Annotated in this window: 8 protein-coding genes and 3 pseudogenes; 6 read left to right on the top strand and 5 right to left on the bottom strand. The window is 74.2% G+C overall.

Going from position 1 to position 11,742, the window contains the following annotated elements:
- The first annotated feature begins 211 nt into the window (after window positions 1–211).
- The 3 genes from AB0J52_RS12630 to AB0J52_RS12620 all read left to right on the top strand — a co-directional run bounded on the left by AB0J52_RS12630 (window position 212) and on the right by AB0J52_RS12620 (window position 2,738).
- Window positions 212–994: a L,D-transpeptidase family protein gene (locus AB0J52_RS12630; RefSeq protein ID WP_500181704.1), complete on the top strand. Its 783-nt coding sequence runs from the start codon at window positions 212–214 to the stop codon at window positions 992–994.
- Between the two features lie 339 nt (window positions 995–1,333).
- Complete coding sequence (locus tag AB0J52_RS12625; protein ID WP_500181703.1) at window positions 1,334–1,837, top strand: BlaI/MecI/CopY family transcriptional regulator; 504 nt, start codon at window positions 1,334–1,336, stop codon at window positions 1,835–1,837.
- A gap of 61 nt (window positions 1,838–1,898) precedes the next feature.
- Window positions 1,899–2,738, top strand: a complete 840-nt coding sequence (locus tag AB0J52_RS12620) for an arylamine N-acetyltransferase family protein (protein ID WP_500181702.1) — start codon at window positions 1,899–1,901, stop codon at window positions 2,736–2,738.
- Between the two features lie 114 nt (window positions 2,739–2,852).
- Here the strand turns inward: AB0J52_RS12620 and AB0J52_RS12615 are convergent, their stop codons facing one another.
- From AB0J52_RS12615 to AB0J52_RS12600, 4 genes and pseudogenes are all read right to left on the bottom strand, one after another.
- Window positions 2,853–3,671, bottom strand: coding sequence for a (Fe-S)-binding protein (locus tag AB0J52_RS12615; protein WP_500181705.1), 819 nt, complete (start codon window positions 3,669–3,671; stop codon window positions 2,853–2,855).
- A gap of 231 nt (window positions 3,672–3,902) precedes the next feature.
- A pseudogene (locus tag AB0J52_RS12610) lies at window positions 3,903–4,421 on the bottom strand (FAD-linked oxidase C-terminal domain-containing protein); the annotation flags it as partial.
- Window positions 4,422–4,888: 467 nt separating this feature from the next.
- A pseudogene (locus AB0J52_RS12605) lies at window positions 4,889–5,176 on the bottom strand (HEAT repeat domain-containing protein); the annotation flags it as partial.
- A 2,332-nt stretch (window positions 5,177–7,508) separates the two neighbouring features.
- Window positions 7,509–8,390, bottom strand: a complete 882-nt coding sequence (locus AB0J52_RS12600) for a helix-turn-helix transcriptional regulator (protein ID WP_500181701.1) — start codon at window positions 8,388–8,390, stop codon at window positions 7,509–7,511.
- Window positions 8,391–8,497: 107 nt separating this feature from the next.
- Between AB0J52_RS12600 and AB0J52_RS12595 the strand changes: the two genes are divergently transcribed.
- The 3 genes from AB0J52_RS12595 to AB0J52_RS12585 all read left to right on the top strand — a co-directional run bounded on the left by AB0J52_RS12595 (window position 8,498) and on the right by AB0J52_RS12585 (window position 11,255).
- A complete protein-coding gene (locus AB0J52_RS12595; protein WP_500181700.1) occupies window positions 8,498–9,973 on the top strand; it encodes an MFS transporter in 1,476 nt (491 codons plus the stop codon).
- A 90-nt stretch (window positions 9,974–10,063) separates the two neighbouring features.
- A complete protein-coding gene (locus AB0J52_RS12590; protein ID WP_500181699.1) occupies window positions 10,064–10,552 on the top strand; it encodes a DUF2243 domain-containing protein in 489 nt (162 codons plus the stop codon).
- A gap of 1 nt (window position 10,553) precedes the next feature.
- The gene (locus AB0J52_RS12585; protein WP_500181698.1) at window positions 10,554–11,255 is read left to right on the top strand and encodes a cytochrome c oxidase assembly protein; all 702 of its coding nucleotides are present in this window, start codon (window positions 10,554–10,556) and stop codon (window positions 11,253–11,255) included.
- Here AB0J52_RS12585 and AB0J52_RS12580 read toward each other — a convergent pair.
- Window positions 11,242–11,742: pseudogene (locus AB0J52_RS12580) on the bottom strand (glycosyltransferase family 2 protein); the annotation flags it as partial. The gene AB0J52_RS12585 and the pseudogene AB0J52_RS12580 overlap by 14 nt on opposite strands.

Below are 11,742 nucleotides of genomic sequence, written 5' to 3'. Positions count from 1 at the left end.
GGGCTCGACCGGGACGCGCTGGCCGAGCGCGCCCGCGTCACCCGCGCCGACCTGGACCTTCTCGTTCCACCCCGGCGGCCCGCCGGCTGAACGCCGGGCACAGGGCGCGAATTGCGAGCGTTCACACCCCTCGCACCCCTTGTTCCACGGCGCTGAGAGGACTACTCAAGGGGGGACAGATCATTTTCGCGCACCCCCCGAGGAGAGTTGAATGCGCCGAATCCTGCTTGGTCTCGTCCCGCTGGCGATCGCCGGGACGATCTCGACGGTGACGCCCGGCACCGCCGAGGCCGCCGTCAGCCGAGCACCGGATCGGGCGGGCCTGGTCCCGCACGCCGTGACGGCCGCGAAGGGCGGTGTCACGGCCGCCGAGGGCGGTGTCACGGGAGCCGCGGCCCGCACGCTGCACTACGGCGACAAGGGCGCGACGGTGAAGTACCTGCAGAACCGGCTGCGGGCGCTGCACTACGACCCGGGCGCGGTCGACGGCCGGTACGGCAAGGACCTGCGCTACGCGGTGTACGCCTTCCAGAAGGTCAACCGCATCACCCCGAGCAGCACCGTCGGCGCCAAGACGTGGAAGGCCCTCGCGCACCCGGCGCAGCCCCCGCGGGTCATCAAGGGCGGGGCGGCCAACCGCGTCGAGGTGTCCAAGAAGCACCAGCTCGTGGTCGTGTACCGGGGCGGCAAGGTCCAGCTGATCACGCTCACGTCCACCGGGTCCGGCAAGCGGTACTGCTCGCAGGGCAAGTGCTCGTACGCCAAGACGCCGTCCGGGAACTTCCGCGTCCTGCGGAAGATCAACGGCTGGCGGCACGCGCCGCTCGGCAATCTCTACAAGCCGCTGTACTTCCACGGCGGTTACGCGCTGCACGGGTCGCCGAGCGTCCCGCTGTCGCCCGCGTCGCACGGCTGCGCCCGCATCCCGATGTACCACACGGCGGATCTGCTGTTCCGTCTCGTGCCGGTGGGCACCGCCGTCTACGTCCGCTGAGGACGGTCGCGCCAGGTGGCTGAGCCCGCCTGGCGACGCGGCAGGAGGACGCCGCGGCTCGGCGCGGTGGGCGGGTCGCCCACCGCGCCGGGTCGGTCCGGGGGCCCGGGGGTCGGTGGCGGGCTCCGGTCGGTCTGACCCGGCGCGATGGGCGTCTTGCGGAACAGATTGATTACTCTCCGCAGCCTCTTCATTACCCTTGAGCATGATCGGTAACCACGTGATGGCAATCCGGTGAGACGAACGGGAGAACCGCGTGGGACGGGACGCCCCGGAGCGCGCCGCGCGGTCTACGATTGCCCCATCATGCAAACGTCGGACGGAGCGGGGACGGATCCGGTGACGCGCAGACGGCTGGGACAACTGGAGGCCGAGGTGCTGGCCGCGCTGGCCGCCGCCGAGCGGCCGGTCGCGACCGCCGAGCTGCGCGAGGCGCTGCCCGGCGCGCCCGCCTACACGACGGTGAACACGATCCTGTTCCGGCTGCTGGGCAAGGGGATGGTCAGCCGGATGCGGGAGGGCCGCCACTTCCTCTACAAGCTGGCGGTGGACGAGTCCCGGCTGGTCGCCGACCAGATGCACGCCCGGCTGCGGGTGGCGAGCGACCCGCCCGAGGCGCTCGCCCGCTTCGTCGCGACGCTGAGCCGCGAGGAGGAGCTGACGCTGCGCGCGATCCTCGCGGGCTCCCGCGAGGACGTCATGGAGCGTTCCGGAGCACCGCCCACCGACCGCTCGGTCATCGAGGTCCCGGACGTCCAGTCGCCGCACATCGGCGCGCCGGACACCGGGGCACCGGGCGTGGGGGCGCCGGGCGTCGAACGGGCGGATCTCGAGCGCATGTAGGCGGGGGGCGAAGGCTTGCCCGCATTGACCTCAAGCACGCCTGAGGTCGTAACGTTCCCCCATGAACGACATGTGGCACGGCGACGACCTCGATCTCGACGCCTATCTGAGCCGGATCGGTTTCGACGCGGAGCGCGCCCCCATCCTCGCCGCGCTGCGCGCGCTGCACCGGGGGCACACCACCTCGATCCCCTTCGAGAACCTCGATCCGGTGCTCGGCCGGCCCGTCCTGCTGGACGTGCCGTCCCTGCAGGACAAGCTGGTGCGGTCCGAGCGCGGCGGCTACTGCTTCGAGCACGCCGCGCTGTTCGCGGCGGCGCTGGAGCGGTTCGGCTTCGACTTCACCGCGCTCGTCGGTCGGGTCGTGATCGGCGCGCCCGAGGGGTCGATCCGACCCGCCACGCACGCGCTGCTGGTGGTCCGGCCCGCGGACGACGAGCACGAATGGCTGTGCGACGTCGGCTTCGGCTCCGGCCCGCTGGAGCCGCTGCGGTTCACGGACGGCACCGAGTCCGATCAGGACGGCTGGCGGTTCCGGCTGGACCGCCTGCCCGACGACGAGTTCGGCGTGCGGCACTGGACGCTGCGGCAGGACGGCCCGGACGGCTGGACGCGGCGGCACGTGTTCGCGCAGGTCCCGGTGTTCCCGGTGGACTACGCGCTGGCCAGCCACTACGTCGCCACCCACCCCCGGTCGCCGTTCACCGGACGGGTGTACGCGCAGCGCTTCAGCGCGGAGTCGCTCCGCCAGCTCGACAACCTCACGCTCACCACCACCTGGCCGGACGGCAGGCGCGAGACCCGCGAGCTGGACCTCTCCGAGTTCACCGGCGTGCTCGCGGACTTCGGCCTGGTCCCGGCCGCCGAGGACCTCGACGACCTGCTGAAGGTAGTCGGCTAGGCCCGAAGGGGCCCCGACCACGCGCGCGAACGCGTGACCTGCCCGGTGAAGCGAAGCCGAAGGCGAGCGAAACCGGGCAGATCGCGAAGCGATGCCGCGTTCGCCCAGACCCGGTCACGTAGCGAGCCCTTGGGCGAGCGAAGTGGGCCGGGACTTTGAAAGGAGTTCGGCCAGGTGGAGGGCGCGGACGCCCGTCCCCTGGCCGATCTGGACCCGGCAGGAGAACCCGTCCGCGAGGACGAGCGACGCGTCCCGCGCCTTCGGGTACAGCTCGCGTTCGGCGCAGCCCTGCGACACCTCCCAGTGCCCGCGCGCGAACCCGAAGTCGCCGGCGAGGCCGCAGCAGCCCGCTCCGACCACGTCCGTCCGCACCCCGAGGCGTTCGAGGACGCGCAGGTCGGGGGCGTAGGAGCCCTTGGCCTCCTGGTGGCAGTGGACCTGCGCGACGGCGTCCCGGCCGAGCGTCCGGAACGGCCACGGATCGGCGTCCGCGACGAGTTCGGCGAGCGTGACCACGGACGCGGCGAGGCGGTGCGCGCGCGGATCGTCGGGCAGCAGCTCGGGGGCCTCGGCGCGCAGCATGACCGTGCAGGACGGTTCGAGCCCGACGACCGGCAGCCCGGCGGCGAGCGCGGGTTCGAGGACGTCCAGCGTGCGGCGCAGGACGCGCTTCGCGATCCCGAGCTGTCCGGTGGAGTGCCAGGTCAGGCCGCAGCAGACGGCGCGGGGCGGCAGGACGGCCCGATGCCCGGTCGCGTCCAGGACGGTCACGGCGGCGCGTCCGACCTCGGGCGTGTGGAACGCGGTGAACGTGTCCGGCCACAACACCACGGGCCGCCCCCGGCCGAGCCGTTCGGGCAGGACGCGGCGCAGCGGACGGGTCGCGAAAGGCGGCAGGTCACGGCGTGGTTCGATGCCCGCCGCGCGCTTCACGACCCCCGCGATCCCCGGTCGGCGCAGCGCCGCGTTGGCCGCGGCCGCAGCGCCCGGAACGGCCGTCGCGAGCCGTGACCACAGCGGCAGCCACCCCATGGAGTAGTGCGCCATCGGACGGACGCGTCCCGCGTAGTGGCGGTGCAGGAACTCGGACTTGTACGTGGCCATGTCGACGTTGACCGGGCAGTCGCTCGCGCACGCCTTGCAGGACAGGCACAGGTCGAGCGCGTCGCGCGCCTCGGTCGAACGCCAGCCGTCCCGCAGCGACTCGCCGCGCAGCAGTTCGGCCAGCACTCTCGCGCGCCCGCGCGTCGAGTGGACCTCGTCGCGGGTGACCTTGAACGACGGGCACATGGACGCGGCGCCACCCACCGTCCGGCACGCGCCGACACCGACGCACCGCTGCACGGCGGCGGCGAACGAGCCGCCGTCCCTCGCCAGCGCGTGCACCGGCGTGATCGTGAGCCGGTCCGCGCCCGGCCCCGGACGCAGCCGCTCGTCCAGGGGCTCCGGATCGGTGAGCACGCCGGGGTTGAACGTCCGGCCGGGGTCGAAGAGGTGCTTGAACGCGGCGAAAGCCGCTCGCAGCTCCGGCGAGTACATGCGTTCCAGCAGTTCCGAACGCGCGCGCCCGTCGCCGTGCTCCCCCGACACCGAGCCGCCATGCGCGACGACGAGACCGGCCGCGTCCTCGGCGAACGCCCGGTACACCTCCGGACGCGTCGCCAGCGGGAAGTCCAGCCGCACATGCAGGCAGCCCTCGCCGAAGTGCCCGAACGGCGAGCCAGCGGTTCGGCCACCGCCTCCTCGGCGGGACGGCGCGCCAGGTTGCGCAGTCCCGTGACGAGGCTCTCCAGCCGCCGGCGCAGGTGCGGGTCCGCGGCCAGCCGGTCGAGGACGTCCAGCGCCTCGTCCCGGACGGCCCCGACCTCGACCAGGGCCGCGAGCACCATCGCCTCGGTGTCACCGGACGGGTCGTCCGGGTCGGCCGCCGCGGCCAGGGTCCCGGCGTGGCCGCCGGGGTACCAGCGCGCCCAGGCGGCGAACGCCTTGCGGCCCCGGAACCGGACACCGGGCAGGTCGGACGCGTTCAGGCACGCCCTGACCAGCGTCGCCATGGCCGGACGGGCGTCCGGCGCGTACTCGGCCGGCGACGCCTGGAACAACGTCCGCAGCATCTCCTCGGTCGCGTGCTCGCGCGGAGCCTCCGCCAGGGCTTCGAGGGCGCGCGGATCGTCCGGGAAGCGCCGCAGCGCGACGGCCACGGCGACTCTGACATCGCGGTGCAGGGCAGGATCCCGCCAGGTGTCGAGGAGGGCGTCCAAGGCGCCCGGCGGACGGTGCCGTTCGAGTAGCCGGGCCGTCTGCTTGCGCACGGTCACCTTCGCGTCCCGTGCGGTCAGCGCGGCGACGAGGACGGGGCCGAGGATCGACGGCCGGACGCGCCCGGCGCACCGGGCCAGGCCCGCGGCGGCCACGGCCGACGCGGGACCGCGCGCCATCTCGAACAGCAGGGGCAGTGCCTCCGGGTGGTTCCCGGCCTCGGTGAGCGCGGCCTCCTTCATCGCGCCGACCGACTCTCGCGCCCACATATGCAGCACCGGGAAGTGGCCGGGCAGGCGGCCGAGGGAGGCGATCGCCCGCATCCGCGCGGTCACGTCGAACGCCTCGTCGTGCGCCGCCTTGTCCAGGCAATTCCTGGCGGCGCGCACCTGCGCGGGGGTCCAGCGCCCGGGGCGGGCGTCCTTGAGGTCGGGGATCCAGGGGCTGACGCGGTCGCCCGGGTCGTGGTCGAAGTCGAGCAGGTCGGTGCGGCGGGTCGCCACCACCCGCCAGACAGCGGGTATCGCGATCAGCGCCGGGTCGTCCGCGAGGAGCCCTGCCACCCGATCGGGGTCCCGAGCGAGGTAGAAGCGCGCCGCCACGGCACCGACCTCCTCGGGGGCGTGGAGGACGGCCGCGCGCAGGTCGTCGTCCAGACCGGTCGGCCGACGCCCGAAAGACGCCGTGACCGCGACGAACACCTCGTGGTCGCCGCGTGCACGCGCCGCTCGGAGGTGCGGCGCGAACGCGTCCAGGAGGGCCGCCTCGCCGCCCGGGGGAACCGCCCGGTCGAGCCGGTGGTCGTCAGGGTCGGCGACCTGCCTCCTCCGCCTGCGGTGGCGCCATGGCTCTTCCGCCGCCGGGGCGGCGCGCAGCGCGTCGGCCCCGAAGCGTCCGAGCAGGTCGGCGAGTGCTCCGGTCGCCCACGCGGTGAGCGCGGGATCGGCCCGGTGCCGCAGGACGCGGACGGCCAGGCGGCGGACGGCCCGCATGGTCTCCCCCGAGGAGTCGCGGGACTCGGTGACGGCCGTGGCCAACTCGCGCAGCGCGTCCGCGCACGCGTCGGACAGCACGCGCGGGCTGAGCGCGGTCACCGCGTCGAACAGCTCGGAGCGCAGCGGGTCCGGCTCGTGCCGGACGCGCCGGACGATCGCCGTCAGGTGCTCGGCGACGAGGGCGGGGTCCCCGGTCCGGGCGGCGTTCGCGAGCAGCAGCGTCCGCGCGAGGCCGCGCCGCCGGGGATCGCCGCCCATGGCCGCGTCGACCAGCGTGTCCACCGCCTCGTCGTGCGGCAGGAACGAGACGAGGCGGAGCGGGGTGTCGGGGTCGTCCCAGCGGTCACGGGACGAGTGCCAGACCGACGCGTGCCAGTCCAGGAGACGGCGCGCCTCCCCGGCGGCCGTCTCCGGGGACAGCCAGGGCAGCAGCGGCATGACCGTCCACGCCCGCATCGTCCCGCCCAGCTTCTCCAGCGCCAGCCGGAACACCGCGTCGCGGCGGTGCGGCGGGAGATCGGCGAGCAGTGCGCGGCTGTCGGATCGGCCCCGCGAGAGGCGTCCCGCGAGCATGTCGTCCGGCAGGTGCCGCACGAGCACCGGGCCGGGCGGGTCCACCCGCCCCCGGCGCGCGGACAGCACGGCCGCGAACCCGGCGGGATCAGCGCGGTGGAACGCCTTCAGCACGCTCGGCGGAAGGTCGCTCGCGATGAAACGCAGCAGGCCGGAGCGGACGAAGACCTCCATGGCCTCGCGTGGCCGCGCCTCCGCGACCCGGACGAGGGCGGCGTTCCGCTGGCGTACGTACCTCCACCGGTTCCCGCCGTCCTCCTGCAACTCGCGCTCGATCAGGCCGAGGAGCGCGTCGGGATGGCGTGTCGCCAGCGCGCGCCACATCGTGACGGCGTGCGCGAGTCCGGGCAGGAGCCGTGTGACCGTCGCGGCCGAGCAGGCGGGCAGCAGGATGGCCGCCTCGCGGTCGCCGTACCGCGCCCGCACGTCCGGCAGGAGCCGGTCCGCGAGCGCCGTCCGGCGGGCGTACAGAAGCGTCCGGTAGACGGATCGGCGCAGGTCGGTGGGGGCGTCGTCGAGGGCGGGGGCCACGGCGGCGTCCGGGACGGGCAGGGTGCGGACGGCCCGCAGGGCGGCCTTACGCAGGTCCATGTCGGGCCCTGCGAGGACGTCCGCGACGTGGGCGAGGTCCCGGGCGGCCATCGCCATGTGCAGGGCGGTGTGCCGTTCGTACCGTCCGCGCGCGGACAGGTCGGCGAGCAGCGCCTGGAGTTCAGGGGTCCCGGCGAGCCGCCGGGCGTGCAGGGCCAGCGAGCGCGTCCGGCTCGGCCAGGCCAGGGGTTCGACTTCTGCGAGCGGCCTCTCGGCCGCGGTGGGGCTCAACGGCCCGGGCGGAGTCCGCCCTTCCGGTTGATCATGCCGCCGATGATGGCGTACGGCCCGGGCCCGCGCAACCTCGGTCGTCCAGTGCGCACCGCTGCCGTTCAGTGCGCACCGCTGTCGTTCAGTGCGTGTGGTCGGGCCGGGCCAGCGACGGGTCGGCGAGCAGGCGCATGAAGTTCGCGCGGCTCGCGTCGTCCACGAACGTGTAGACGACCAGGCGGGTCCCCGGCCGGGCGCTCAGGTCGAGGGAGGTGGTGCGCGTCGCGATCAGCCCTCCGACCCGCGGGTAGAGGAAGTCCTTCTGGCAGGGCTTGGGGATCGCCACGTCCTGGTTGCGCCACAGCTCGGCGAACCGGGGGCTGGCCTCCAGGAGCCGGTCGACCAAGAGCTGGAAGTCCGGGTCGTCCCGGTGCCGGACGTAGCGGTACCGGAACATCGCGACCGTCTCGGCGATCTGCTCCTCCAGGTTGACGCACGGGTTGCAGCACCTGGGGCGGGTGAAGAACTGCCAGATCGAGTTCCGCTCGCCCTCCGGCGCCTCGGTCACCCAGGGCGCCAGCGCGGCGTAGGCGTCGTTCCAGGCCAGGGCGTCGTTGCGGGGGCTCGCGACGACCGCGGGCATCGGGCCGAGCCCGTCCAGGATCGTCCGGACGTCCTCGGTCAGCGCCGACACCCCGTCCGGCTCCGGCGGGACGGCCACCTCCGACAGCCGGTACAGGTGCCCGCGCTCCACCGGGTCCAGCCGCAGCGTCCGCGCGATCGCGTCCAGCACCTGCGTGCTGACGTTGATCGGCCGGCCCTGCTCCAGCCACGTGTACCAGGTGACGCCGACCCCGGCGAGCTGCGCGACCTCCTCGCGCCGCAGGCCGGGCGTCCGCCGCCGCGGCGCGGGCGGCAGCCCGACGTCCTCGGGCGTGATCCGCTCCCGCCTGCTCCGCAGGAACGCCGCCAGCTCGTCCCGCCGGCGCCGTCCCCCGTTCGTCCGCCGCTCCGCCACCGTCATCGTCACTCCCCCAGTCTCACCGAGACCGCCACGATGATCCAGGTGCTGTCAGTACCAGTATCAGCACGCTCTCGGCACTGGTACCGGTTCGGGCGGAGGCTACCGGCATGACAAATCCGACCGAACGCATGAAGGGCGTGCGGGCGTCCTCCGCACGGTCTACCGGCCCGATGCTGGCGCTGCTGCTGCTCGGGCAGTTCATGGCCATCCTGGACGTCAACATCGTCAACGTCGCCCTGCCGACGCTGCGCGCGGACCTGCACGCCAGCGGCGCGAGCCTGCAGCTGGTCGTCGCGGGGTACATCATCGCCTACGCCGTGCTGCTGATCACCGGCGCGCGGCTCGGCGACCTGCTGGGGCACCGGCGGGTGTTCCTCGGCGGGCTCGCCCTGTTCACCCTCGCCTCGCTGGCCTGCGGCCTCGCCCCGGCGACCGGGTTCCTGATCGTCGTGCGGTTCCTGCAGGGCGTCGGGGCGGCGCTGATGACGCCGCAGGTGATGAGCATGATCCAGCGGGGCTTCCAGGGGCCGGCGCGGGCCCGGGCGCTCAGCATGTACGCGATGGTGATCGCGGGCGGCGTGGTCGTCGGGCAGGTGCTCGGCGGGCTGCTGGTCAGCGCCGACCTGTTCGGGTCGGGCTGGCGGCTGGTGTTCCTGGTGAACGTGCCGATCGGCGCGGTCCTGCTGGCCGCGGGCCCGCGGGTGCTGCCCCGCGCGGACGAGGACCGGCGCGGCGGCCTGGACCCGCTGGGGCTCCTCGTCCTGTCGTCGGCGCTGCTGCTGCTCGTCGTGCCGCTGATCCTCGGGCACGAGCTGGGCTGGCCCGCGTGGGGCTGGGCGGCGCTGGCGGCCAGCGCGGTGCTGTTCGCCGTGTTCGCGCTGGTGGAGCGGCGGCTCATGGTGCGCGGCGGGCGTCCGCTGGTCTCCGGGCGGGTGCTGCGCGCGCCCGGCGTCCTGGTCAGCGCGACCACGCTGATGTTCGGCCCCGGCTCGTGGGGGTCGTTCCTGTTCACCACCACACTGCACCTCCAGGGCGACCTGGGGATGTCGCCGCTGAAGTCCGGTCTGGCGTTCGTCCCCTGCGTGCTGGCGTTCGCGGCGGTCAGCCTCTACTGGCAGCGGCTGCCGGTGCGGTGGCACCGCCGGATGGTCCCGATCGGGTTCACCGTCGCGGCGCTCGGCTACCTGTGGATCGGGCCGCTGGCGTCCGGGGGCGCGGCCTACCTGGTGCTCACCGCCGTGATCGGCCTCGGGCTCGGCGTGATGCCGATCGTGATGACGAGCGCGCTGGAGAACGTCCCGGCCGAGGAGGCCGCCGACGCCAGCGGGCTGCTGCTGACCGTGATGCAGGCCGGGCAGGTGCTCGGGGTCGCGACCGTCGGCACGCTGTTCCTGGTCCAGTTCCAGGACAGCGGGTCCACCCGGCACGCCGAGTACGCGACCGGCTGGTCGCTGACGGCCCTCGCGGCCGTCGCCGCGATCGGTTCGCTGCTGCTGGTCCTGCGCCGTCCGGCTCCCGCCGGGGCCGGGGCGGGCGCGGCCGACGGGCAGGAGCGGCTGCCGGTGGTGGCCGAGATCGGCTGACGCGCCCTCCCGGGTCGGCGTTCTGTCCGGCCTGGGTTAGGCGTGCGGGCAGCGGGCATGATCACGACTCCCGATGATCGGAGGCTGACCGTGCGTGACCGGCTCATGCTGCCCGGCCTGATCCTCGGCCTCGGCCTCGGCGGGTTCGTGGACGGGATCATGCTGCACCAGGTGCTCCAGTGGCACCACATGCTGTCCAGCACCGGCGACGACCACATCGGGGTGAAGCGGTACTCCACGCACACGGTCTCCGGGCTGGAGATGAACACCCTCTGGGACGGGTTCTTCCACGTCTTCACCTGGGTGTGCGTCCTCGTCGGACTGGCCGTCCTCTACCGCAGGATGGCCCCCGGCGACCGGCCCGCGTGGCGGACGCCGCCGTTCTGGGGCTGGATGGCCGCCGGCTGGGGGATCTTCAACCTGGTCGAGGGCGTGGTCGACCACCACATCCTGGGCATCCACCACGTCCGGAGCGGGCCGCGCCAGCTGTGGTGGGACCTGGCGTTCCTGGTGCTGGGGGCGGTGCTGCTGATCGGCGGCACGCTCCTCGCCCGGCGCCGTCCGCTCGAGGTGCGCTGACGTGGCCGCGCGGACGGCCGGCCCCGGGAGGACGGCGAGCCTGCTGCTGGGCCTCGGCCTGGTGGCGCTCGCCTTCTCCCCGCCGGTGGACGGCTGGGCCGACGACGACTTCCGCGGCCACATGGCGCAGCACCTGCTGCTCGGGATGTACGCGCCGCTGTTCCTGGTGCTGGGCGCGCCGGTGACGCTGCTCCTGCGGACCGCGCCCCGGTCGGTCGGCCGCCGCGTCGGAAGGCTGCTGCGGACCCGGGTCGTCCAGGTGGTCTCCCATCCGGTGACGGCCTTGGTGCTGAGCGCGGGCGGCACGGTGCTCGTGTACGCGACGCCGCTTTACGCCGCGTCCACGGAGAACGAGACGCTGCACGTCCTGATCCACGCGCACTTCTTCCTGGCCGGATGCCTGTTCGCGCGGGCGGTGGCCGGGCCCGACCCCGATCCGCACCGCGCGCCGGTGCTCGTCCGGCTGGTGGTGCTGGGGGTGGGGATCGTCGTCCACGCGTCGCTGGCGCAGGTGATGTACGCCGGGCTCCTCGACCGGCACGGCGATCCGTCGCAGGTGCGCGGCGGGGCCGAGTTGATGTACTACGGCGGCGACATCGGCGAGCTGCTCCTGGCGCTCGCGGTGCTGACGACATGGCGACCGGCACGGCGTCCGGCGGGGAGTCCGGCAGGGCGTTCCGCCCAGGAGCTCAGTACCGGCTGAGGGTACGGCGGGCCGCCTCCACCTCGGGCGGGACGGGACGCCGCTCGCGCAGCACCGACGGCAGGGCGCGGACGGCGTCCACGGCGCCGCGGCGCCCCTCGCGGCTGCGGACGGCGGTGGCGACCTCCCGTGCCAAGGCCCGGGCCGGACGGCGCAGCCAGGCGGTGAGCAGCCGGTTGCGGACCTCCCGGCGGCGGCGCGCGGCGGCGTTCCGGCCGAGCGACGACGGATGGTGGTGGACGGTCAGCTCCGGCACATAGGCCAGGCCCCATCCGGCGGCGGCCAGGTCGAGCGCGAGGAGCTCCTCCTCGCCCCCGAAGTGGAGCGTCTCGGAGAAGCCGCCGACGTCGAGGAAGGCGTCCCGGCGGACGATGGCCGAGCAGGCCAGGAACCCCAGGACGGCCGGGCCGGGAAGATCGCCGGGACGGCCGAGCGGCGACGCGGCCATGGCCTCGGTGACGGGGTCCGGTCGCTCGTCCTCGCCGAC

The sequence above is a fragment of the Spirillospora sp. NPDC049652 genome (genome assembly GCF_040675125.1).
GTDB lineage: Bacteria > Actinomycetota > Actinomycetes > Streptosporangiales > Streptosporangiaceae > Spirillospora.
This window is presented reverse-complemented; position numbering and strand designations above follow the sequence as displayed.

Excerpts from the sequence above, each read along its gene's own strand:
- AB0J52_RS12630 (WP_500181704.1), top strand. The coding sequence starts at position 212 with ATGCGCCGAATCCTGCTTGGTCTCGTCCCGCTGGCGATCGCCGGGACG.
- AB0J52_RS12600 (WP_500181701.1), bottom strand. The coding sequence starts at position 8,390 with ATGACGGTGGCGGAGCGGCGGACGAACGGGGGACGGCGCCGGCGGGAC.
- AB0J52_RS12595 (WP_500181700.1), top strand. The coding sequence starts at position 8,498 with ATGACAAATCCGACCGAACGCATGAAGGGCGTGCGGGCGTCCTCCGCA.
- AB0J52_RS12620 (WP_500181702.1), top strand. The coding sequence starts at position 1,899 with ATGAACGACATGTGGCACGGCGACGACCTCGATCTCGACGCCTATCTG.